Here is a 24,583-nt window from a genome sequence, read left to right on the forward strand (position 1 = left end):
GATTGAGGTGATGACTATGAAAAGTGTTAAGAATAATAGATTAAAACAGATAAATGATATGGTTTCAATAGTAAAATTAGCAGCTTTAATGTTTACTGGAATCATATTTTTTGAGTATTTTTTTGATGAGAATAAGCTTTATTCAGATGTAGTTTATACTCAATATTCTTCTATGACTGTATTTATTGCAGGCTTAATTCTATTATTTATATATTTTATATGGTCTGTTTCTTCCAATAATAAGTTCAATAAGAAAAATTATAAATACAAGATCTGGATTGAGAATATAGCATTTACTATAATATTTTTTGCTACCATAATATTTTCAGGTGCAAATGAAAGTGAGTATAAGTTTATATTTTTATTTATAATAACTAGTGCAACAATACAATCTGGGCTAAAGAATGGTATAGCTATTGCAATAATATCTTCAGTATCAATACTTATAATGGATATATTATGTATGCCTAAAGTTTTAGTTAATAAAAATTTCCAAAATGATTTAATATTATCAGGAATATTTCTCCTTACAGCATGGACTTTAGGCTTTTATGTTAAAATTGAAGGAGAACATATAAGTAGATTAGAAGAGCTTGTAAATAAAGACGGATTAACAGGAGTATTTAATCATAGGTATTTTCATGATACATTAAAAGAGAAAATAACATTATCAGAGAAATTAAAAGAAAAGATTTCTATGATATTTGTTGATATAGATTATTTTAAACATTACAATGACCTATACGGACATCAAAAAGGTGATGAAGTTTTAAGATGTATAGGAAGTATATTAAAGAAAAATATAAGAGAGCATGATATTGTAGCTAGATATGGTGGAGAAGAATTTGCAATAATATTACCTAATACTACTGAAGAAGAGGCAATATTAGTTGCAGATAATATAAGGCATATTATAGAAACTACTAAGTTTTATGGAGAGGAAAATCAACCAAGAGGATCATTAACAGCTTCTATGGGAGTTTCTGTTTATCCAGATAAAGCTAAAAATGATGTAGATCTTATAAAAAGTGCTGATGATGCTCTATATAGAGCTAAATTTTTTAATAAAAATAGAGTTGAAACATATACATCAATATTAGATGAATTAAAAAATGATATTGATGAAAAAGACATAGAGTTAGTTACATCAATTAAAACACTTATAAGCGTTATTAATGCTAAGGATAAATTTACATATGGTCACTCGGAGAGAGTAGTATTATACAGTAGATTATTAGCAGAAAAATTAAATCTAAACAAAATAGATAAGGATACACTAATATATGGAGCCTATATGCATGATATAGGTAAAATAAATATATCTCAAGAAATATTAATGAAAAAGATGCCACTAACATCTGAAGAGTGGGAGATAATAAAGCAACATTCAGAAAATGGTGTTGAAATTATTAAACCAGTTAAATCATTAGAAAAGATGATACCAATTATACTACATCATCATGAAAAGTATAATGGTATGGGGTATCCAAGAGGGCTAAAAGGTGAAGAGATACCTTATTTAGCAAGAGTACTTACAGTAGTAGATAGTTTTGATGCAATGACATCAAATAGACCTTATAATAAGAGAAAAACTTATGATGAAGCTATTATAGAATTAAGAAAGTGTAGTGGAAGTCAATTTGACTCAATTATTGCAGAAAAGTTTATAGAAGTAATACAAGAAAATAAAGATAAATTAGATAGTTTAATTTAAGTGGGAGGAAAATGCTTCTCACTTTTATTTTATATAATTTAAAAATAGAAAATATATAAGATACCTAATTATAGGATTTATTAATATATGCTAAAATATAATAAGAATATATTTTAAGAGAGGTAAGGCTAATGAGAATAGGGATAATTGGTTTGGGAAACATATGTGAAAAAGCTTATCTTCCTGTTATTACGGCTATAGAGGGAATAGAAATAGTTTTTTGCACTCGTAATAAGGAAAAGTTAAATAGTTTATCAAAGAAATATAGAGTAAGTGAAGCGGTATCTACAGTAGATGAATTAATTAGCAGGAATATTGATGCTGCTTTCGTTCATACATCAACAGAAAGCCATGTTAATATAATAGAAACGCTTTTAAAAAATAATATTCATGTTTATGTTGATAAACCTATAAGTTACAGTTATGAAGACAGTATAAGAGTTTCTAAATTGGCAAAAGATGCAAATAAAATATTAATGGTAGGATTTAATAGAAGATTTGCACCTATGTACTCAAATCTAAAAAACTATGTTAATCCTTCAGTTATTAAACTAGAGAAAAACAGAGTAAATAGTCCGAAGGATTCAATAGTATTTGTTTTAGATGATTTTATTCATGTTATAGACACACTAAGGTTTTTATCAAGTGATGATATAGAAACAATAAATGTAAATGGATCGAAAAAAGATGGATTAATTTATAATTTAGTTGTTACAATGACTACTAAAAATACAACATGTATAGCTATGATGAATAGAGATAGTGGGGCTAATGAAGAAGAACTGGAATATACTTCGTCAGGGAAGAAGGTAATAGTTAAAAATTTAATGGACTCAAAGATATTGATAAATAATGTAGAAGAGAATATAAGATTTAAAGATTGGGATACTATCTTATATAGAAGAGGTTTTGAAAGTATAATAAATGAATTTATAAGGGCTGTAGAATCAGGGATACAGCCAAATCCAACAATAGAAGATGCTTTGAAAACTCATAAAATATGTGATGAAATTTTAAAGAAAATAGATGAAATTCAATAAGGAAGTGAGAGTTCTCTCACTTCCTTATTGAATTTCTATGTGATTATTTTTTAACCTTTTATTTGTATGTTCTTTCATAAGTTGATAAGCAACACTAAAGGTTGGAATTCCAATCAGCATACCAACTAATCCTAAAGTACTTCCGCCAACTAACATGGCAAGCATAACCCAAATTGCAGATAATCCAACAGAATTACCAACTACTCTAGGGTATATTACATTACCTTCAAATTGTTGTAAACATAATATAAATACGATGAACCAAAGTGCTTGTATAGGATTAATTATAAGAATTAAGAATACAGCAGGAATTGTTCCTATAAATGCACCAAAAACAGGAATTAATGCAGTAACTCCAATAAGTACACTAATTAATAAAGCATAAGGCATAGATAAAATATTCATACCTATAAAGCAAAGACTTCCTAATATAAAGGCTTCAATGCATTGTCCAGTTATAAATTTGGAAAAGGTTATATTTGAAAGCCTACCTATGTTTATTATCTTGTCAGCCAAAGGTTTTTTTGTAAAAGCATATAAAAGCTTTTTGAAATTATATATTAAAGTTTCTTTACTAGCCAGCATATAGATTGTTAATACTATAGAAAGAACAAAATTTATAACTCCGCTAGTTATACTTACAGTAGTATTTAATATTCCTGTAAGAGATGTTGTTAGCAATTGTCCAAAAACCTTAAGTAATTCCCTCCAAGTGCTGACTAAAGTATTATATACATTTTCAAGTATTTCAGTTGATGAAGCATATTGATTAATTAAAGCTTCAAATGATTTTATATAGTCAGGAACAGTTTCAAGTAAAGTTGATATACTGGAAACAAGCTGAGGAATAACGAATAAAGCTAAAGCTATTATTAAGCCTATAACAGTAATAAATGTTGCTAAAATAGATAAAGGTCTTTTTAAGCATTTAACAAAACTAGATTTTTGGTTATCTAAAAAATAGAATACTTTATTCTCAAATAACTTCATTGGTAAATTAAGAACAAATGCCATTGCAAAAGCAATTATAAATGGCTTTATAATCCCTAAAATATTTCCGAATGTAGATGATATATACTTTATATTTAAAAGTATAAAGTAAAGAATAATTAAATATGTTCCGAGTAAAATATTTTGTTTAAGTTTATTATTTACTTCTTTCAAATTTACACACCTTTCAATTGTTTGTTAAGAAATATTATACAGATAATATAATTTTAAAACAATAATGTTTTTGACATTAGATATAGATACTAAATCATTTGTAAAATAAAAATATTATATATATAATATTTTATAGAGCATTAAAAATAATGGAGTTGGTATTATGAGTAAAGTAAGAGTAAATAAATTAACAACACTAGCAGATACAAAATATTTAAAGTTATATAATGCAGAATACATAAACAAAAGTGGTACTTTAAGAAATTGGAGCATAGCATCAAGAAAAAATTTAGAAACAATAAATAATAAATTTTTTAATGGTGGAAATGAAACAATAGATGCTGTAGTAATAATTGCAAAGCATATTAGAGAAGAAAAGCTAGTTATAATAAGACAATTTAGAGTACCTATAAATGATTACGTTATAGAACTGCCAGCAGGTCTTATTGATGGAAAAGAAAGCTTTGAGGAAGCAGTAAAAAGAGAGCTAAAGGAAGAAACAGGATTAGATTTAATAGAAATAGATTATACAAAGACAAAAGAAAAGGTATATGTTTCAGTAGGTATGACTGACGAATCAGTTGCACTTGTAAATTGTCTTTGTGATGGTATTATGTCAACTGAAAATTTAGAAGAAGATGAAGATATAGAAGTTATGATGCTCTCAAAGAATGAAGCAAAGGAACTTTTAAATTCTAATGAAAATATAGATGTAAAAGCATTACTAGCAATACAAAATTTCATAATTAGTTAAATTGGAAGTTTGGGTGTTTATTACACCCTTTTTATTTTATATAAATTTATAGCCTTTAAAAATCTTCTTAATTATAAGGATATAGGACTTTTCAGGAATAGAATCTAGAAAAAGAGACAAAATATTAAGGATTATTGTATATAGAGGTGCTGGATATGAAAGCTAAAGATATAAACAATAAAAGAGAATATTTCTATAATTTTGGAATGGATGAAGATATAGTTGAAAATGTAAAAAGTCATCTTAAATATATAAGAGAAAAGGGACATTTTAAAGGAGAAAATAACTTAAAAATATATTATGAAAAATTTAAAGTGAAAAATGAAATAGGCAAAATTATTATTTCTCATGGATTTACAGAGTGTATAGAAAAGTACACAGAAATAATATATTACTTTATAAAAGAAGGATATTCTGTTTTTATAATGGAGCATAGGGGACATGGTAGATCAGGAAACTTAGGTAAAAGACATGAAACTCAAGTTAATGTTGAAGATTTTAATTATTATGTTGATGACTTGAAAAAATTTATAGATAATGTAGTGAAAAAAAGTAATAATATATATTTATATTCTCACTCTATGGGGGGAGCTATAGGTGCAATGTTTTTAGAAAAATACCCAGATTATTTTAAAAAAGCCGTATTGTCTTCTCCAATGCTAGAAATATCAATAGGTAGAATACCTAATTTCTTGGCAAGAATAATTAGTAAAATAGTTATTTTACTAGGTAAGGGAGATGAGTTTATATTTGGGAATATGCCCTTTGAAAGTACTTATGATTTTTTATTTTCACATACATCTAATGAGAACAGGTATAGGAGTTACTATCAAGAAGTAATATGTAATTCAAATATTCAAAGAGGTGGAGGCTCTTTCGTATGGCTATATGAATCACTTAAAGCAATTAAATCTATATTTAAAAAAGAAAATATATCTAAAATAAATATACCAGTTTTAATTTTTCAGGCAGGGAAAGATTCACTAGTTGGCAAAAAGGGAGAGAATAAATTTTCTAAGAAGTGTAAATCCTGTGAATTAGTTAGATTTGAGAATGGAAAACATGAACTTTATTTAGAAAATGACGATATACTAATTCCATATATAGAAAAAATATTTGATTTTTTAAAAGATAAAACTTATTAATATATGAAATTAGTAAAATAATAAAGCAGTTATCTAAATGAAACAGGATATATAAAGAAATATTCCTGTTTTTATTATAAAGAGTATTATTACTATTAAAATATGATATTATATAATTTGTAAGGAGGTATACTACAATGCATGATATACTAATGTTAAAAAATAAAAGTGGAAGTACAGTAAAAGCAAGTCACAAAGTGCTTGATTTAAGTTATATAGAAGAAATAATGAAATTACAAGACATAATAATGGAAGACCTAGAAGATAAGCAATTATATGCTCCAACTGATAAAGAAGAATTTATAGAGTATTTCGAAAAGGGAGCAAAAGTAATAGGATATTTAGATGAAAAAGATGATTTAATTGCAATGGCAGTTTATATAAAAAAAGGATATGAAAAAGGAAACTATGGTTATGATTTAGACTTAGAAGGTGAAAGGTTGCTTGATGTAGGACAAGTTGAATCAACTGTAGTTAGAAGTGACTATAGAGGTAATGGGCTTCAAAAAATACTTTGTGGGAAGGTTGAAGATATAGCAAGAAATGAAAAAGTTAAGCTATTAACGTCAACAGCATCACCATATAATAAATATAGTGTGAATACATTTAAAAATTTGGGATATGAAATTAAAAGAGATAAAATTAAATATGGTGGACTAAGAAGATATGTATTAGTAAAAGAATTATAGATAATATGGAGGAGAATATGAAGAGTAAATTTGATTCCTTTGAAATGGCCATGTTAATAAAAGAGATATATGCAAATACAATGAATATAATAAGTAGTAGCCTAAAAGATAGTGGATTAACCCATCAGCAGATAATGGTTATAAAAATAATTGGACATAACAAGGAAGTTACAATTTCACAACTTTGTGAAGAAATGTCTTTAGCAAAAGGAACAGTCTCAGGAATTGTACAGAGGTTAGAGTTAATGGGATATGTTGAGAAAATAAAACATGAAGGAGATAAAAGAAATACTTATGTTAGATTTTCTAGTAAAGGGTTAGAATTTGCTAAAGAATTTAGAAGTAAAATAAACGAAAGCTTTGATAAGGTGTTTGATAGTTTTACTGATGAAGAAGGGCAAAGAGTAATGGAGGAGTTAAGAAGGATAAAAAATAAAATAAAAAATATTCAATAAGATATATTAGTATTTAACTAATTTATCTTATTGACATATTTCTATTTAAAGATTATAATAGTTTGCATACGAACTAAATAGTTTGTGTGCAAACTAAAGTTGGAGGGATGAAAAATGGATTCAAAATTAATTTTGGCTATAGTAACAATAACATTAGCTCTAGTATTTTATACAATAGGAGTATTTGGAGAAAGGAAAGCAAAAAGCTTAGAAAAAAAGCATGTCATAATTTTTTGGCTAGGTCTAATTTTTGATACATTAGGAACATTAACAATGAGTAAAATAGCACAAGAAGGAATAAAAGAGGCATCTAATATTTCTCAAACAATACATGGTATTACTGGAGCATTAGCTATAGTATTGATGTTATTTCATGCTGGATGGGCAACATGGGTTTTATATAAAAATGATGAAAAGAAAAAAGCTACATTTCATAAATTTAGTATTACAGTTTGGTTAGTTTGGTTAGTACCTTATGTAGTTGGTATGATAATAGGAATGATGTAAAAGTAAGGCTTATTCGTTTGAATAAGCCTTTATTTTATAAGAAAATAAAAAGTAGAAAAATTAAGATAATAAAAGTTATTAAATAATAATTAGGAATTATAAGTCAAATTAAAAAAAATATTAGTTGATTAAATCTGAGCAGTTTAGTATGATATAATTAATTCAGAGTGAACTAATAAGAATTAAATAAACTTAAATATAAATAAACTTAAATATAAAATTAAGGAGATGTAAATATGAGTGATGTTTTATTAAATATAGATGGGTTAAAGACAGCGGTAGAAGGAAAGGAAATATTAAAGGGGTTAAATTTAAAAATAAAAAAAGGTGAAATACATGTAATTATGGGACCAAATGGTGCTGGAAAGTCAACACTAGCAAATACATTAATGGCTCATCCAAAATATAAGCAAGTTGAGGGCGAAGTTACATTCGAGGGTGAGGATATTACAGAACTTAAAACTGATGAAAGAGCGAAAAAAGGATTATTTTTATCATTCCAACATCCAGAAGAAGTTCCAGGAATAACTGTTGAAAACTTTATAAGAAGTGCTAAAACAGCAAAGGACGGACAATTACTTAAATTCTTAAAGTTTGATAAAGACTTAAAGAATAATATGAAAGAGTTAAAAATAGATAATGAATATGCAAAAAGATACCTGAATGTAGGTTTCTCAGGTGGAGAAAAGAAGAAGAATGAAATTTTACAAATGCTTATGCTAAATCCTAAGCTTGCAATATTAGATGAAACAGATTCAGGATTAGACGTTGATGCTATAAGAATAGTTTCACAAGGGATAAAGATGTTTGCAAATGAAGAAAATGGAGTTTTAATAATAACACATAATACTAAGATACTTGAAAATTTAAAAGCTGATTACGTTCATGTTTTAGTTAATGGAAAAATAGTTAAAACAGGAGATGCAACATTAGCTAAAGAAATTGAACAAAATGGATATGAAGCTTTTAAATCAGAAGCAGCAATGTAGTGTGGAGGTGAGCACTTTGGAAATAAAGAAAAAGACTTATGTAGATGATATGGATAGAGGTGTCTACGATGTAAAAAATGAAGACAGATTTGACTTTAAAGCTGATAAAGGATTAACAAAAGAAATCGTAGAAACTATATCCAAAGAAAAAGATGAACCAGAATGGATGAGAGAATTTAGATTAAAATCTCTTGATATATATAATAAAATTAAGCTTCCAACTTGGGGACCATCATTAGATGAGTTAGATATGAATAATATAGTTACTTATGTTAGACCAAAATCAAAGCTTAATGAAAACTGGGAAGAGGTTCCAGAAGATATTAAGAAGACTTTTGATCTTTTAGGAATACCAGAAGCAGAAAAAAAATCATTAGCTGGAGTTGGAGCACAATATGATTCAGAGGTTGTTTATCACAGTATAAGAGAAGATCTTGTTAAGCAAGGTGTAATCTATACAGATATGGAAACTGCAGTTAAAGAATACGAAGATATAGTTAAAGAGTACTTTATGAAATGTGTTGCACCAAGTGATCATAAGTTTGCTGCACTTCATGGAGCAGTATGGTCAGGTGGATCATTTGTATATGTACCAAAAGGTGTTAATGTGGATATACCACTGCAATCTTATTTTAGATTAAATTCACCAGGTGCAGGACAATTTGAACATACTTTAATAATAGTTGAAGAAGGAGCTACTCTTCACTTCATAGAAGGATGCTCAGCACCTAAATATAATATGACTAACCTTCATGCCGGATGTGTTGAGTTATTTGTAAAAGAAGGAGCTACTCTTAGATATAGTACAATTGAAAACTGGTCAAAGAATATGCTTAATTTAAATACAAAGAGAGCAATAGTTGAAAAGAACGGAAGAATAGAATGGGTATCAGGATCATTTGGATCAAAGATATCAATGCTTTATCCTATGAGTATTTTAAGAGGTGAAGGAGCAAGAGCCGAGTTTACAGGAGTATCTTTTGCTGGTAAAGGACAAAACTTGGACACTGGAGCTAAGATAATTCATGCAGCACCAAATACTTCTTCAACAATAAACTCAAAATCTATTTCTAAAAATGGTGGAGAAGCTACTTATAGAGGAGTTGTAAAAGTAAATGCAAATGCATACAACTCTAAGTCTGTAGTATCATGTGAATCATTAATGTTAGATAATTTATCTAAATCAGATACTATACCAGTTATAGATTTAATGAACGATGATGTTGAAATAGGACATGAAGCTAAAATAGGTAAAATAAGTGATGAAGCTATATTCTATCTAATGAGCAGGGGAATAAGCGAAGAAGAAGCTAAATCAATGATAGTAAGAGGATTCGTAGAGCCTATATCAAAAGAATTACCGCTAGAATATGCAGTAGAAATGAATAATTTAATTAAGCTTGAATTAGAAGGGAGCATTGGATAATGGTTAATGATTTAAAATTTAATAACTTAAATAAGACTCCTGTAAGAACAAAAAGCTGGTTAAATGTTAATGATGTAACATTAAGAGATTATAAAGCTCCTGAAATAGGAAACTTTAATAATGTTAAAATAACTGGTGAATATTTAGAAGGAGTAACAATAGAAAAGCTGAATAAGGAAAATGTATTTCCATTAAATAAGAAGTTTATCTATGGAGTTTCAGATGAAATAGTAAGCCAAGGTGAAATAGAATTTAACCAAGGCTATATAATAAATATAGATAAAAAGGCAAAAATAGAAGAGCCAATAATAATAGAATTTAATATGGATAAAGATAACAATACATTAGTTGATAACATATTACTAGTTGCAGAAGAAGAATCATCTGCAAAAATAATAGTAAAATACAATTCTTTAGATGATAGTGAAGGATACCATAACGGAGTATGTAAGATTTTTAGCAAGAATAATAGCAATATTCAAGTTGTTAAAGTTAATTTATTAAATAACAATACTATGAATTTAGATTCAAATCTTTCTGATGTTGGATACAATGGTAAAGTTGATTTTGTTTCAATAGATTTAGGTGGAAGAAACAGTATTACAAACTATCATGGTGATTTACTTGAAGATAGTTCAGAGTCATCACTTAGCTCAATTTACCTAGGTGGAGATAAGAAGATTATAGATATGAATTATGTTATGACTCATAAAGGAAGAAGAAGTAAATCAGAAATAACAACTAAGGGAGCATTAAAAGGAGAAGCAAATAAAATATTCAGAGGAACTCTTGATTTTAAAAGAGGAGCTTCAAGAAGTGTTGGAGTTGAAGATGAATATTGTATGATATTATCTCCAAAGGTAAAGGGAAAAGCACTTCCATTACTACTTTGTGAAGAAGATGATGTATCTGGAGAACACGCAGCAGCTTCAGGTAAAATAGATGAAGGAAAACTATTCTACTTAATGAGTAGGGGATTTAGCTATAATGATGCTAGAAGAGTTATTATAGAAGGAGCATTTAACCCTATAATAGATAAAATAGAGAATGAAAAAACAAGGGAAGAAATTCTTGCTTCTATAAAGGAATGTTTAGATAATGAATAATAAAGATTTTTTTAAGGATTTTCCTACTCTAAATATAGAGAAAAATGGAAAAAGAATAGTTTATTTAGATAGTGCTGCAACTACACAAAAGCCAAAGGAAGTAATAGAGGCTATAAAAGAATATTACGAAAAATTTAATGCGAATCCACATAGAGGAGCATATGATTTAAGTGTTGCTGCTACAGAAGCTTATGATGAAGCAAGGGAAAAGGTTAAGAAATTTATAAACTCAAAATATAGAGAAGAAATAATCTTTACTAAAAATGCTACAGAAGCATTCAATCTTTTAGCAATGTCATATGGAATGAACTTTATAAATGAAGGTGATGAGATAGTAATTTCAATTGCAGAACATCACTCTAATTTGATTCCATGGCAACAAGTAGCAAAAACTAAAGGTGCAATTCTAAAATATATGTACACTGATGAAAATGGTGAACTTACAGAAGAAGAAGTAAAAAGCAAAATTACTGATAAAACTAAATTAGTAAGTATAACGCATGTATCTAATGCTTTAGGTACAGTTAATCCAGTAAAAGAAATTGCAGAATATGCACATTCAAAAGGAGCTGTAGTTATAGTTGATGGAGCGCAAAGTGTTCCACATATGAAGGTAGACGTAAGAGATATAAATGCAGACTTTTTAGTAATTGCAGGACATAAGTTATTAGCTCCTATGGGTATAGGAGTATTATATGGTAAAAAAGAATTACTAGAAAAAATGCCACCTTTAATGTTTGGTGGAGATATGGTAGAGTATGTATATGAACAAGAAACTACATTTAATGTATTACCATATAAATTTGAAGCAGGAACTCAAAATGTTGAAGGTGCAGTAGGATTATCAAAAGCAATAGATTACTTAAATAATATAGGTATGGAAAATATAGAAAAAATAGAAAAAGAATTAATGTCTTATGCTTTAGAAGAAATGAATAAGCTACCATATGTAAAAGTTTATGGACCAAGAGAAGTTGAAAAAAGAGGTGGAGTTTTATCCTTTGAAATAGAAGGAGTTCATCCTCATGATGTAGCATCAATATTTGATACTTTTGGTGTTTGTATAAGGGCTGGTAATCACTGTGCACAACCTCTAATGAGATATATGGGAATAAATGCAACATCTAGAGCAAGTATATACTTTTATAATACAAAAGAAGATGTTGATAGATTAGTAGAAGCAGTAAAGCAAGCATATGATATGTTTGCAAAATGGAGGTAATATTAATGGATTTAAATGCTATATATACAGAACTTATAATGGAACATAGCACTTCAAGACATAATAGAAGAAAGCTAGAGAATCCAGACCTATGTGAAAAAGGCCATAATCCAAGTTGCGGTGATGAAATAACTTTAGAGCTAAAATTAAATGGAGATATTATAGAAGATTTAGCATTTACTGGTCAAGGATGTGCAATATCTCAAGCATCAACATCAATGATGATAGATTTAATAAAAGGAAAAAATAAGGAAGAAGCATTGAGCATTGTAGAGACATTTATTGGAATGATAAAAAGAGAAATAAATGATGAAGATGAGCTTGAAGCTTTAGAAGATGCTATAGTTCTTAAAAATATATCAAATATGCCAGCTAGAGTAAAATGTGCAGTACTTGCTTGGCATACACTAAAGGAAGCTTTTGGAGAAGAAAGCTAATAAAAGGTTAGGAAACTTTTGATTTCCTAACCTTTTATTATAGACATATGTAATAATCATTAGTTTTAGAAGATATAGATTAATATATATAAGTATTTTATAATAATTTAAAAAATTAAGACTATTTAATCTGTAGTGTTAAAAATACGTATTTGAAAGAACAAGCTTTTATATGATAGAATTATCTCACTATATTTTAAATTTAAGGAGAATGAATAAATGGAAGGAAGTCCCGGGAGTAGTTTTATTTTAATTCTGATATTAGTAATTATTAATGCATTTTTTGCATCAGCAGAAATGGCAATAGTATCATTAAATAAAACCAAAATAAACATATTAGCAGAGGAAGGAAATAAGAAGGCAGGATTATTAAGAAACATACTAAAAGAGCCGAATAATTTCTTATCTACAATACAGGTTGGAATAACATTTGCAGGTTTCTTTGCATCTGCATCAGCTGCAACATCAATTTCAGTTGGATTTGCAAACATATTAAAGGAAGTTAATATTCCTTATAGTGAAAGTATTGCATTAGTTATAACAACAGTAGTTATTTCATATATAACACTAGTTCTTGGGGAATTAGTACCTAAGAGAATAGCACTTCAAAATTCAGAAAAGGTTGCAATGTTTTCTATAAAAACAATAATTTTAATATCAAAAATAACTAAACCATTTATATGGTTTTTATCATTTTCAACTAACCTTATTCTTAAGATTTTTGGATTTAAAACAGAGGGAATTGAAGAACGAATATCTAGAGAAGAGATTAGAAGCTTAATAGAAATTGGCGAAGAAAATGGTGCTATAAATCAAGTTGAAAGAGAAATGATAGATGGAATAATCGAATTTGATGATACTACAGCTAAAAAAATAATGACACCAAGAACAGAAACGTTTTTATTAGATGTAGATGATGATATTAGAGATTGTATTAAAATTATCTTAGATGAAAACTTCTCAAGAATACCTGTATATGAAGAAGAAATAGATAATATTATAGGTATATTGCACATGAAGGATTTATTTGCAAGTATCGTTGAAAAAGGTATAGATAATGTAAAAATAAGAGATCTAATAAAAGAGCCATGTTTCTTTATTGAAACAAAGAGCATAGATGACGTATTTAAAGAATTAAAAGATAAGAAGGCTTATATAGCTATTTTAATAGATGAGTATGGTGGATTTTCAGGTATAGTAACAATGGAAGACATCATAGAAGAAGTAATGGGAGAGATCCTAGATGAGTATGATGATAATCTAGATGTTGAAAAAATAGATGATGAGAATTATATTGTTAGTGGATTAATGACTTTATCAGATATTAATAATTATTTAGATATAGAATTAGAGTCAGAAGTTGCTGATACAATAGGAGGATTCTTTATCGAAAAACTTGGAGAGATTCCAACTACAACTAAAAATTGTGAGGTAATGGAAGGCGATATAGCATTAAAATTATTAAAGTTGGATGAAAGAAGAATAGATAAGGTTCATTTAATTATAAATAATAAAGACAAAAGTAGAGATAGAAGTGAAATTAAGGAATAAATAGTGTTCTTTTAATGTATAATACTTCTTAGTATTATAAAAAATACTATAAATGAGAGTAATATTACGCAAAAATATTTAGTTCAGATGCATTAAAGTTATATATTTAAAATTCAATTAAATGTGCATAAATTTATTTTATTAAAGCAAAATAAACTTAGTAAAGTAAAGGAGTGTATTTAATTATGAATGAAAAAATAATGTCTTTTAACGATGAGAATGGGAAAAAGATAGATTATGCAATATTAGAGCAAAGGTTAATATGTGGTAACGAGTATGTGGCAATGGCTCCAGTTAAAGACAGATCACATATTGAAATATATAAGATAAAATTTGATAAAGATTGGAATGAAAGCTTAAGTGAGGTAGAATCTCAAAGTGAGATAGATATGTTTAAGCAAGCTTCAAAATTAAAGTTTTAGTATAAAAATAAGTCAGTGTATTCTAGTAATACATTGGCTTATTTTTTAATATTTAGGAAAGTATAAAAGTTTAAAGCTTCGGAAATGTGATTATATAAGACTTTTAGCAATTCAATTTGAAAAAGTAGATTTTGCTTTATACTTTATTTACCTTCAGTTTGTAAGTGGACATATGTAAGTTTGCGTTGACTTGGAGCGGAGCAACGGAATAAGTAAATTTGCATATGTCCACTTTTTTATATAAAGAAAGGTAACAAATAAAATTATTTATGAATAACATAAATTAAAACAATAATTGTAGGAGTAATAAATAATGAATGCTTATGACTTAATAAGGAAGATTCAAGGAAGAATGCAAGATCCTTTATTTGCAGAAAGATTTAATAAAATAGTGTCTGACTTCAATGGTATTCCTGGGGTTCAACAAGAAGTAATGAGAATAGCTCAAATAGAAGATGAAAAGAAGAGAGAAAAAGCTATTTCAAAGCTTCCAGATAGAGCTAAGAAATTAGTTAGAGAATTGAACTCATTATTAAACGAATAAATATATTAATATATATTATAAAAATTATTAACAAAAGAATGAAGATCGTCATATTATGTATTATAAATCATATAACAAGGAGATAAAAAAGATGGAAGCGAATTATGAAAATTTAGAAGAACTAATAAAGAAAATGCAAGAATATGATGACGAAAAATACTTTGACGAAGAAAATAATTATGAAGAATATAACGATAAAGAAAATAAATACGATGAATATGATGACTATTATGAAAAAGATAATTATTATGACTATAATCATAAAGATGAAGATGATGAAAAATGCGAGCATCATAAGAAGCATGAAAGATGTGAAAAGCATGAACATCATGAGGAATGCGAACATCATGAGAAATGCGAAGATCATGAGCATAATGAGAATAGGTGTAGTAAAGGAAATTGCAGAGAATGCTTCGAAAAAGGATTTAGAGAAGGATTTAAAAAAGGATTCAAATGTGGATTCATTAAAGGTAAAGAAGAAGGATTTGAAAAAGGATTTAAAAAAGGCTGCAAAGAAGGATTTGAAAAAGGATTTAGAGAAGGATTTAGAAAAGGCTTTAAAGAAGGATTTGAAAAAGGATTTAAAAAAGGCTGCAAAGAAGGTTTTGAAAAAGGATTTAGAGTTGGATTTAAAAAGGGTCGTGAAGATGCAATTAGAGATATAATAAAGTGCATAAAAAAGATGAGTGAAAAAGATAAAGATAAAGATTGTGATAGAAATAAAAATAGAGATAGTCATAGAAATTCTTGCTGGAGAGAATGCTAAAGTAAGAAATATAGCCTAAATATTTGATATAGGTCAGTATAGCTTTTGTTATACTGGCCTATTTTTAGAATTATTTTAATATTTACTTCATATTCATAAATTAGAGGTGAGAAATTTATGAAAGAATTTTTTATATTACAAAGACCAAGTAAAGACTATGATATGAACAATTTCGAACAATTTATACCTATTATGATAACGATAATAATACTACTAAGTTTAATTATATATAAAAATAAAATAAGAAATAATAGTAAAATTGAAAAGCTAATAAGGTATTCTTTAACCATTATATCTTTAGCTATTTTTATGCTATATTATTTAATAATATGGACAATAATAGGTATAAAATTAGATAACTTACCCTTACATCTATGCTATATATGCAATATATTATGTGTTATTTTAGGATTTACTAAGAATAAAAAAATATTTAATTTTGTCATTATATTAGGAGTAATGGGGGGGATAGGAAGTTTAGTCTCAATGGATACTTCATTATCTAGTATGTATTTTAAATATTATCAATTTATGGTATCTCATATTTCAATAATAATAATTCCTATATATTTTCTTTTAATACATAAATATTATTTATATAAAAGAGAGGTTATAGAAGTATTTATAGTATTAGAAATTTTAGGTATATCTATGGGGTTTTTCAATTTTATATTTGAAACAAATTATTTTTTTGTAAGTTTTAATTCAAACCTAGCTGCAAAGGGAACTATATTAGAATGGTTAGGAGAAGGTTATAATTATTTTATAAATTTAGAATTAATAGCTATAGTATATATGGGGTGCTGCTATTTATTTGTAAAGATACTTGAAGAGAAAATTAATAGAAAGTCAAAAGTTTTAGAGAATAAACACGATTATAATTGAAGGGATATAGTATTTAGTGTAATATAAGTATATAAAACAAAATATGGAGGATAAAAATATGAGCAATGTAGCAGTAGCTTTTTTAATAACTTTATTTGCTGGACTTGCAACAGGTATAGGTAGCTTAATTGCTTTCTTAGCAAAGAACACAAATAAGAAATTTTTATCCATAAGTTTAGGTTTCTCAGCTGGAGTTATGATATATGTATCAATGATAGAGATATTTAGTAAAGCTAAAGCTTCATTAGTGCTAGCTTTAGGAGAAAAGGGTGGAAATTACATAACAGTAATTTCATTTTTTGCAGGTATGTTTTTAATTGCAATAATAGACAAGTTTGTGCCTAGTGGAGAAAATCCCCATGAAGTTAAAGTACTACCATCAGAAGGTAAAGATGAAAAAAATACAGATGCTCTTTTGAGAACAGGAGTATTTACTGCATTAGCAATAGGGATTCATAATTTCCCAGAAGGATTAGCTACTTTTGTATCAGCTTTAGGTGATATGAAAATCGCAATACCAATAGCAGTTGCAATTGCAATTCACAATATTCCAGAAGGAATATCAGTATCAGTACCAATTTACTATGCGACAGGTGATAAGAAAAAAGCATTTATATATTCTTTTTTATCAGGTATGTCAGAACCAATTGGTGCAATTGTAGGATATGTATTTTTAAGAAATTATTTTAATGATTTAACATTTGGAATAATATTTGCTATGGTAGCAGGTATAATGGTATTTATCTCATTAGATGAGTTATTACCAGCAGCTAAGGAATACGGTGAGCATCACCTATCTATATATGGATTGATTTTAGGAATGATAGTAATGGCAGTAAGCCTTTTATTATTTATTTAAAAAATAAGATTGTCAAAATATTTGTTATTTGGACGATCTTTTTTACTCTATAGGAAATCATAAATAATACATAGTAAAGAGAGGAAGAAAATGAAAGTAAATTGGAATAGTAAGTACACAACAATAGCAATTTATTCATTTATAGTTGCAATTTCAGTTATAGTATTTTATTTAGCCATATCACAGGTATCTATTTTTACAGATAAGCTTGATTCTATATTAATAATTATGCAGCCTTTTATTATAGGTTTTTCTATTGCATATATAGTTAATTTTTTATTAGACTTCTATGAAAAAAAAGTTTTTCAATTAAAGTACATAAAAAAATTGAAAATAAAATCAACAAGAGGCTTGGCTATATTATTTTCTTATATAACAGCATTTTTTATAATTGGTATGTTTATTAAGTTTTTATTACCACAGCTTATCGATAGTGTAGTAGGATTGGTAAATGATATACCTACCTACATAATAAATTCTAGAAAGTTTTTTAATGAAGTAATAATAGAGCTAGATTTACACGAAGAGAATTCGCAAATATTAATAGATAGCTTTAATAACTTAGTTAACTATGTAATAAGATTTGCAACTAATTTAATACCAGCTTTAGGAGGATTTGTTGCTCGAATTCTTTCAAGTATATGGAATGTAATTTTAGGAATAGTAATATCAGTATATTTATTAATAGATAAAGATAATCTTTGTGCATTAAGTAAAAAGGTTACATTTGGATTATTTCCAGAATCCTATGCAAATGAATTAGTAAAGCTAGTACATAAAAGTAACTATACTTTTGGGAGATTTTTAGTAGGAAAGATTATAGATTCAATGATTATAGGAGTATTAACATTTATAATATTAACAATATTTAAAATGCCATATACACTTCTAATATCAGTTATAGTTGGAATAACTAATATTATACCTTTCTTTGGACCATTTATAGGAGCTATACCATCTTTTATAATAATATTATTTGTATCACCAGTTCAAGCACTATGGTTTTTATTGATAATATTCCTTATACAACAATTAGATGGAAATATAATAGGACCGAAGATTTTAGGGGATACAATAGGAATATCAGCATTCTGGATATTATTCTCTATATTAGTAGCAGGAAAATTATTGGGAGTAGTTGGGATGATAATAGGGGTTCCATTATTTGTAATAATATATTCAATAGTTAAAGAATTTATAGAAAATAAATTAAGAAAAAAAGGATTAAAGATAGAAACTAAAGATTATATGAAATAAAAAAAGCTACTGATATATAAAAATATCAGTAGCTTTTTTGTTACCAACCTCCAGAGGAACCACCACCACCAGAAGAACCACCGCCAAAGCCGCCAAAGCCACCACCTCCGCCAGAAGAACCACCAGGGCCACCTCTTCTTCCAATATTACTCCAAAATATAATTTTTAGAAGGGTGGAGGATATTCTAGCACCATTAAAAAACATGTCTAGTGCAAAGAAAACTATTAAAATTCCAATTAAAATACCTCCTGAAAAATTATTAGAAGATTCATTTCCTCCATTTGGAATTTTTATATCTAGTGATTTGTCTAAAGTAACATCATATTCTTTTGCAATTAAATCAGTAAAAGCACTATAACTTTTAATAATTCCAGAACCATAGTCTCCATTTTTAAAATCATCCTTTGCTAAAGACTCCATAACTCTATTACTTAGTGCGTCTGGTATAGCTCCTTCTAAGCCTCTTCCAACTTCAACTCTCCAATGTCTATCATTTATCGCAACTAAGATTAATAAGCCATTATCTTTAGACTTTTGACCTATTCCCCAATTACGAAATAAGTCTATGGCATAATCCTCAATAGGAACATCATTTGTAGAATCTATAATTACTACAACCCCTTGAGCTCCAGTTTTATCTTCAAGCTCTTTTCCTAATGATATAATAGTTTCTATTTCTTTAGAACCTAATATACCTACATAATCATTTACATATTTATAATTTGTAGGTGAAGGATAGTTAACACTAGCTAAAGCAATTGAAGAAAAGCAAAATATTATTAAAAGAGAAGATAATGATATTTTTTTTAGCTTATTCAATGTATTCATAGCTATCTAGAAAAATCTACTGAAGGCACTTCACTAGCACTATCACTTGCTTTATAAAGAGGTTTTTCTTGAAAACCAAATATTGAAGAAATTATATTAGTAGGGAATCTTCTCCTCGTAGTATTATAATTAGTTACAGCTGTATTATAATCTTGTCTTGCAACAGCAATTCTATTTTCAGTTCCTTCCAACTGAATACTTAAGTCCTTAAAGTTTTCATTAGACTTTAAATCTGGATACTGTTCAACTATAACTAATAATCTAGAAAGAGCATTAGATAATTGAGTATCTGCATTTGCTTGTTCTGATATATTTGATGCTCCAGATAATTTACTTCTTGCATTAGCTATATCAGTAAATATATCTTTTTCCTGAGAAGCATATCCTTTAACTGTACTAACCAAATTAGGTATTAAGTCAGATCTTCTTTGCAATTGCGTATCTATATTAGACTGGGCGGTATTTACCAGTTGCTCTAAAGATACTAATTTATTGTAGCTAAATATTATAGGTAAAACTAATACAAGAATAACTATAATTACAGTTATTAGCGATTTAGATACATTTTTCATAAAACAATACATCTCCTTTCTACATATAAATTATTATATGTAGAAAGGAGATGTATTATTAATATTCATACTATATAAGGCGAATATATTAGATATATTAAATTTATATAAATTTATTATCTAAGAATTTCGATAGAAGTGTGAAGTTTTTCGTATGGAAATTAATGGGCTTGGAAATTATAATTATAAATGTAAACGAAATCAAATGGGTATTAAGTATTTTATAAAAGATGGAGGGTTAATATGAAAAAAGTTAAAAGATTACTTACAATGGTAATGGCTACCGTTATGGTTACAGCTTCATTAGTTGGATGTGGAGGAAATAAGGCTACTACTGAAGGTGGTGGAACTTCAAAGGGCGATAAAGTTAAGGTTGGAGTATGTTTATACAAATTCGATGATACTTATATTTCAACAGTTCGTCAAAATCTAGAAAAGATTCAAAAGGAAAATTCAGATAAAGTTGAATTTACTTTTTATGATGGAAAAGGTGACCAAGCTACTCAAAATGATAGTATAGACACATTACTTCAAAAAGATGTAGATCTTTTATTAGTTAATTTAGTTGATACAGGCGCTGCACCAACAGTAATAGATAAAATTAAAACTGCTAAAAAGCCTGTAGTACTATTCAATAGAGAGCCATCAGCAGATGCAATAAAAGCATATGACAAGGCTATATTTGTAGGAACAAATGCAAAAGAAGCTGGAGTTATGCAAGGAGAGATACTTTCAAAGGTATGGGAAAAAGATACAAAAGCTGTAGATAAAAATGGAGATGGAGTACTACAATACGTTATGTTACAAGGTGAGCCAGATAATCCAGAAGCAGTTGCAAGAACTAAATATTCAGTTTCTACTTTAAATGATAAAGGAATAAAAACTGAAGAGTTAGCAAAACAAGTTTGTAACTGGGACCAAGCTTTAGCTCAAAATGCTACTGAAGCATGGTTCTCAAAATTTAGTGATAAGATTGAAGCTGTAATAGCTAACAACGATGGTATGGCTCAAGGTGCTATAGCTGCACTACAAGCTCAAGGATATAATAATGGTGATGCTGCAAAGACTATTCCTGTTTTAGGTGTTGATGCTACAGCAGCAGCTCAAGATTTAATAGCTAAAGGCTTTATGTTAGGATCAGTTCTTCAAGATGCAGAAGGAATGGCTAAAGCTTTATATGAAACTGGAATGAATTTAGCAGCAGGTAAGAGTGCTATAGAAGGAACTTCATATAAGTTTGATGATACAGGTGTTGCTGTACGTATTCCATATCAAGAATATATTAAAAAATAATATATTATATAGAATTAAAAAACTGCATAGTATTTGTTACTATGCAGTTTAATAAATAATAGAAAAGTGGTGAAGTAAGTTATGGCAGATAAAAAATACGTTCTTGAAATGATAGATATATGCAAGGAATTTCCAGGGGTTAAAGCCTTAGATAAAGTTCAATTAAAAGTAAGACCAGGAACTGTACATGCTTTGATGGGTGAAAATGGAGCAGGTAAATCTACTTTAATGAAATGTTTATTCGGGGTTTATATTGAAGATGGTGGAGAAATTTTAATAGACGGTGAAAAAAGCAAATTTTCTAACCCAAAGCAAGCCATGGATAATGGAGTTGCTATGGTTCACCAAGAATTAAATCAAGTTTTACAAAGAAACGTTATGGATAATATATGGCTTGGAAGATATCCAGGAAATGCTGGAATTGTAAGCGAGAAAATAATGTATGAAGAAACTAAAAAAATATTAGATGAACTAGAAATAGAGGTTAATCCTAAAGTTAAGATGGCAAAATTGTCTGTTTCTCAAAGACAAATGGTTGAAATTGCTAAAGCAGTTTCTTATAATGCTAAAATTCTTGTTTTAGATGAGCCAACATCATCATTAACTACAGAAGAAGTTAATCATCTATTTAGAATAATAAATAAATTAAAATCTAAGGGCTGCGGTATTATATATATTTCTCATAAAATGGAGGAAATACTAGAAATTTCTGATGATGTTACAATAATGCGTGATGGTAAATGGATAGATACAATTCCTTCTAAGGATCTTACTACAGATAAAATTATTAAATTAATGGTTGGTCGTGATTTAACAAATAGATTTCCACCAAAGACAAATAAACCAGGAGAATTAATATTAGAAGTTAAAAATCTAACAGGTACATATCAACCTTCAGTACAAAACGTATCCTTTGAACTTAAGAAAGGGGAAATTTTAGGGGTTGCAGGACTTGTTGGATCAAAAAGAACGGAGCTTTTAGAAACTATATTTGGAATTGCTGGGCACAGTGAAGGTGAGATAATATTACATGGTAAAAAGGTAGAAAATACAGACTCAAGAAGAGCAATAAAAAATGGGTTTGCATTATTAACAGAAGAGCGTAGATCTACAGGAATATTTGGACAACTTGATATAAAATTTAATACAATAATTGCTAATATAAATGGATATAGCAAGTTTGGTATATTAGATAATAAAAAGATGACAGAAGATACTAAATGGACAATAGATAGTATGAAGGTAAAAACTCCAAGTCAAAAGACTGCTATTAGAACTCTTTCAGGAGGAAACCAACAAAAAGTAATAATAGGAAGATGGCTTTTAACTAATCCAGAAATACTTCTATTAGATGAGCCAACAAGAGGAATAGACGTTGGAGCTAAATATGAAATTTATCAGCTTATTATAGATTTGGCTAATAAGGGCAAAGGGGTTATAGTTGTGTCCTCTGAAATGCCAGAATTATTGGGAATTTGCGACAGAATACTTGTAATGTCAAATGGAAAAGTTGCTGGTGTTGGAGAACCAGACAAGCTATCACAAGAAGATATTATGACTATGGCTGCAAAATATATTTAGAATAGAGGTGTAACTTATGAATAAAGTTAAATTTAATAAAGAGTCTTTACAAAATTTCTTGCTAAATTATGCATTATATATAGTACTATTTATGATGATAGTATTCTTTGTTATAAAGGAACCAGGTTTCCTTTCACTAAAGAATTTTACTAATATTTTAAGCCAAGCATCAACACGTGGAATACTTGCCTTAGGAGTTGCAGGATTAATAGTACTGCAAGGTACAGACCTTTCTGCAGGGCGTATATTAGGATTTACAGCTATAATATCTGCATCATTGCTACAATCAACAACTTATGCAGCTAGAATGTATCCAAATTTAAAAGCATTACCATTAATAGTACCAATGTTTATAGCAATAATAATAGGTGGTATATTTGGAGCCATTAATGGATTTGGAGTTGCAAAACTTAAGGTGCATGCTTTTATCATTACATTAGGTACACAACTTATAGCGTATGGTGCATCCTGTTTATATATAGATAGACCGCCATTAGGAGCTCAACCAGTAGCTAACTTAGATGAAAGATACACAAACTTTGTTAATGGTTCTTTAAAATTAGGAAGTATTGAAATACCATATTTAGTTTTTTATCTTGCAATTGTTGCAGCTATTATGTGGTTTGTATGGAATAAAACTAAATTAGGTAAAAATATGTTTGCTATCGGAGGAAATCCAGAAGCAGCAGCAGTTTCAGGTGTTAACTTAGTAAAAAATATAATGATTATATTTATAATTTCAGGTGTGCTTTACGGACTAGCTGGGTTCTTAGAGGCAGCAAGAGCAGGATCTACTACAACAAGTACAGGTTTTAACTATGAACTAGATGCAATATCAGCCTGTGTTGTTGGGGGAGTATCCTTTACTGGAGGTATTGGAACAATACCAGGAGTTTTAATAGGTACAGTTTTACTTCAGGTTATAAATTATGGATTGAACTTTATTGGAGTTAATGCTTACTGGCAATATATAATAAGAGGTCTAATAATAATAGTAGCTGTTTCATTAGATGTAAGAAAATATATAGCTAAAAAATAATTAAAAAGGAAATGATGCTAAATGGAAAAAGAAGCTATAAAGGAAAATGAAAGTAGCTTACCTAAAAAGACAATGAGAGATACTATATATGGAAATTTAGATGTATCGGTTAAAACAATGGATAGATTTATTACAGTAGTATTGATGTTATTAACATTTTCAATTGTAATAGGTGTATTAGTATAAAAGATTAAAATTATTCATAGAAATAGGATGAGATTTAAAATATCCATCCTATTTTTATTTTTTGATAATATTTACATAAAAATATGGTATAATTATTTTGAATATTTAGTAAAAAAGTAGAATTTGATTTTATTATTTTTTATATAGATAT

At 28.0% G+C, this 24,583-nt stretch carries 26 protein-coding genes; 23 read left to right on the top strand and 3 right to left on the bottom strand.

The genetic code is table 11. From position 1 onward, the window contains the following. The first annotated feature begins 16 nt into the window (after window positions 1-16). Both ACYUEX_RS04055 and ACYUEX_RS04060 read left to right on the top strand, forming a co-directional pair. Complete coding sequence (locus tag ACYUEX_RS04055) at window positions 17-1,714, top strand: bifunctional diguanylate cyclase/phosphohydrolase (RefSeq protein WP_460286662.1); 1,698 nt, start codon at window positions 17-19, stop codon at window positions 1,712-1,714. A 131-nt stretch (window positions 1,715-1,845) separates the two neighbouring features. Then, window positions 1,846-2,754 (top strand): Gfo/Idh/MocA family protein, encoded by a 909-nt coding sequence (locus tag ACYUEX_RS04060; RefSeq protein WP_460286663.1) that lies wholly within the window; start codon window positions 1,846-1,848, stop codon window positions 2,752-2,754. A gap of 24 nt (window positions 2,755-2,778) precedes the next feature. Here the strand turns inward: ACYUEX_RS04060 and ACYUEX_RS04065 are convergent, their stop codons facing one another. Continuing rightward, window positions 2,779-3,918, bottom strand: coding sequence for an AI-2E family transporter (locus ACYUEX_RS04065; protein ID WP_460286664.1), 1,140 nt, complete (start codon window positions 3,916-3,918; stop codon window positions 2,779-2,781). Between the two features lie 163 nt (window positions 3,919-4,081). Between ACYUEX_RS04065 and ACYUEX_RS04070 the strand changes: the two genes are divergently transcribed. The 17 genes from ACYUEX_RS04070 to ACYUEX_RS04150 all read left to right on the top strand — a co-directional run bounded on the left by ACYUEX_RS04070 (window position 4,082) and on the right by ACYUEX_RS04150 (window position 18,932). Next, on the top strand, window positions 4,082-4,672 hold the full coding sequence (locus tag ACYUEX_RS04070; RefSeq protein ID WP_460286665.1) for an NUDIX hydrolase: 591 nt from the start codon (window positions 4,082-4,084) through the stop codon (window positions 4,670-4,672). A 155-nt stretch (window positions 4,673-4,827) separates the two neighbouring features. Further along, entirely contained in the window at window positions 4,828-5,817 is a 990-nt protein-coding gene (locus ACYUEX_RS04075) for an alpha/beta fold hydrolase (RefSeq protein WP_460286666.1), read from the top strand. A 137-nt stretch (window positions 5,818-5,954) separates the two neighbouring features. Beyond that, window positions 5,955-6,506 carry a GNAT family N-acetyltransferase gene (locus ACYUEX_RS04080; protein WP_460286667.1) on the top strand — a complete coding sequence of 184 codons (552 nt, stop codon included), beginning with the start codon at window positions 5,955-5,957 and terminating at the stop codon, window positions 6,504-6,506. 17 nt (window positions 6,507-6,523) lie between these two features. Next, window positions 6,524-6,961: a MarR family winged helix-turn-helix transcriptional regulator gene (locus tag ACYUEX_RS04085; protein ID WP_411168819.1), complete on the top strand. Its 438-nt coding sequence runs from the start codon at window positions 6,524-6,526 to the stop codon at window positions 6,959-6,961. Window positions 6,962-7,075: 114 nt separating this feature from the next. Beyond that, a complete protein-coding gene (locus ACYUEX_RS04090) occupies window positions 7,076-7,468 on the top strand; it encodes an HsmA family protein (RefSeq protein ID WP_460286668.1) in 393 nt (130 codons plus the stop codon). A gap of 236 nt (window positions 7,469-7,704) precedes the next feature. Next, window positions 7,705-8,457 carry a Fe-S cluster assembly ATPase SufC gene (gene sufC / locus ACYUEX_RS04095; protein ID WP_460286669.1) on the top strand — a complete coding sequence of 251 codons (753 nt, stop codon included), beginning with the start codon at window positions 7,705-7,707 and terminating at the stop codon, window positions 8,455-8,457. Window positions 8,458-8,473: 16 nt separating this feature from the next. Then, a complete protein-coding gene (gene sufB, locus ACYUEX_RS04100) occupies window positions 8,474-9,883 on the top strand; it encodes a Fe-S cluster assembly protein SufB (protein WP_411168816.1) in 1,410 nt (469 codons plus the stop codon). Further along, entirely contained in the window at window positions 9,883-10,989 is a 1,107-nt protein-coding gene (gene sufD / locus ACYUEX_RS04105) for a Fe-S cluster assembly protein SufD (RefSeq protein ID WP_460286670.1), read from the top strand. The genes sufB and sufD overlap by 1 nt, the downstream gene beginning before the upstream one ends. Next, the gene (locus ACYUEX_RS04110) at window positions 10,982-12,211 is read left to right on the top strand and encodes a cysteine desulfurase (RefSeq protein ID WP_460286671.1); all 1,230 of its coding nucleotides are present in this window, start codon (window positions 10,982-10,984) and stop codon (window positions 12,209-12,211) included. The genes sufD and ACYUEX_RS04110 overlap by 8 nt, the downstream gene beginning before the upstream one ends. A 5-nt stretch (window positions 12,212-12,216) precedes the next feature. Continuing rightward, on the top strand, window positions 12,217-12,648 hold the full coding sequence (sufU, locus tag ACYUEX_RS04115; protein ID WP_411168813.1) for a Fe-S cluster assembly sulfur transfer protein SufU: 432 nt from the start codon (window positions 12,217-12,219) through the stop codon (window positions 12,646-12,648). A gap of 219 nt (window positions 12,649-12,867) precedes the next feature. Further along, window positions 12,868-14,199, top strand: coding sequence for a hemolysin family protein (locus tag ACYUEX_RS04120; protein ID WP_460286672.1), 1,332 nt, complete (start codon window positions 12,868-12,870; stop codon window positions 14,197-14,199). Window positions 14,200-14,384: 185 nt separating this feature from the next. Then, entirely contained in the window at window positions 14,385-14,621 is a 237-nt protein-coding gene (locus ACYUEX_RS04125) for a DUF1292 domain-containing protein (RefSeq protein ID WP_460286673.1), read from the top strand. A gap of 313 nt (window positions 14,622-14,934) precedes the next feature. Then, window positions 14,935-15,165 carry a hypothetical protein gene (locus ACYUEX_RS04130; RefSeq protein WP_460286674.1) on the top strand — a complete coding sequence of 77 codons (231 nt, stop codon included), beginning with the start codon at window positions 14,935-14,937 and terminating at the stop codon, window positions 15,163-15,165. Window positions 15,166-15,256: 91 nt separating this feature from the next. Beyond that, window positions 15,257-15,931: a hypothetical protein gene (locus ACYUEX_RS04135; RefSeq protein WP_460286675.1), complete on the top strand. Its 675-nt coding sequence runs from the start codon at window positions 15,257-15,259 to the stop codon at window positions 15,929-15,931. A gap of 117 nt (window positions 15,932-16,048) precedes the next feature. Beyond that, entirely contained in the window at window positions 16,049-16,816 is a 768-nt protein-coding gene (locus ACYUEX_RS04140; protein WP_460286676.1) for a TMEM164-related integral membrane acyltransferase, read from the top strand. Window positions 16,817-16,874: 58 nt separating this feature from the next. Next, a complete protein-coding gene (zupT, locus tag ACYUEX_RS04145) occupies window positions 16,875-17,675 on the top strand; it encodes a zinc transporter ZupT (RefSeq protein WP_460286677.1) in 801 nt (266 codons plus the stop codon). A 90-nt stretch (window positions 17,676-17,765) separates the two neighbouring features. Then, the gene (locus tag ACYUEX_RS04150; protein WP_411168807.1) at window positions 17,766-18,932 is read left to right on the top strand and encodes an AI-2E family transporter; all 1,167 of its coding nucleotides are present in this window, start codon (window positions 17,766-17,768) and stop codon (window positions 18,930-18,932) included. Window positions 18,933-18,972: 40 nt separating this feature from the next. On the opposite strand, the gene ACYUEX_RS04155 is transcribed toward ACYUEX_RS04150, so the two are convergent. Both ACYUEX_RS04155 and ACYUEX_RS04160 read right to left on the bottom strand, forming a co-directional pair. Continuing rightward, window positions 18,973-19,761 (bottom strand): TPM domain-containing protein, encoded by a 789-nt coding sequence (locus ACYUEX_RS04155; RefSeq protein ID WP_460286678.1) that lies wholly within the window; start codon window positions 19,759-19,761, stop codon window positions 18,973-18,975. Window positions 19,762-19,763: 2 nt separating this feature from the next. Beyond that, window positions 19,764-20,333 (bottom strand): LemA family protein, encoded by a 570-nt coding sequence (locus ACYUEX_RS04160; RefSeq protein WP_460286679.1) that lies wholly within the window; start codon window positions 20,331-20,333, stop codon window positions 19,764-19,766. Between the two features lie 243 nt (window positions 20,334-20,576). Here ACYUEX_RS04160 and ACYUEX_RS04165 point away from each other — a divergent pair, with 243 nt between their 5' ends. The 4 genes from ACYUEX_RS04165 (at window position 20,577) to ACYUEX_RS04180 (ending at window position 24,432) form a co-directional block, all read left to right on the top strand. Further along, a complete protein-coding gene (locus ACYUEX_RS04165; protein ID WP_460286680.1) occupies window positions 20,577-21,626 on the top strand; it encodes a galactose ABC transporter substrate-binding protein in 1,050 nt (349 codons plus the stop codon). Window positions 21,627-21,707: 81 nt separating this feature from the next. Then, entirely contained in the window at window positions 21,708-23,207 is a 1,500-nt protein-coding gene (mglA, locus tag ACYUEX_RS04170) for a galactose/methyl galactoside ABC transporter ATP-binding protein MglA (RefSeq protein ID WP_460286681.1), read from the top strand. A gap of 16 nt (window positions 23,208-23,223) precedes the next feature. Further along, window positions 23,224-24,246 carry a galactose/methyl galactoside ABC transporter permease MglC gene (mglC, locus tag ACYUEX_RS04175; RefSeq protein WP_411168802.1) on the top strand — a complete coding sequence of 341 codons (1,023 nt, stop codon included), beginning with the start codon at window positions 23,224-23,226 and terminating at the stop codon, window positions 24,244-24,246. Between the two features lie 21 nt (window positions 24,247-24,267). Beyond that, window positions 24,268-24,432 (top strand): hypothetical protein, encoded by a 165-nt coding sequence (locus ACYUEX_RS04180; protein ID WP_460286682.1) that lies wholly within the window; start codon window positions 24,268-24,270, stop codon window positions 24,430-24,432. Window positions 24,433-24,583 lie beyond the last annotated feature (151 nt).

The organism is Clostridium sp. CTA-7 (assembly GCF_054768095.1).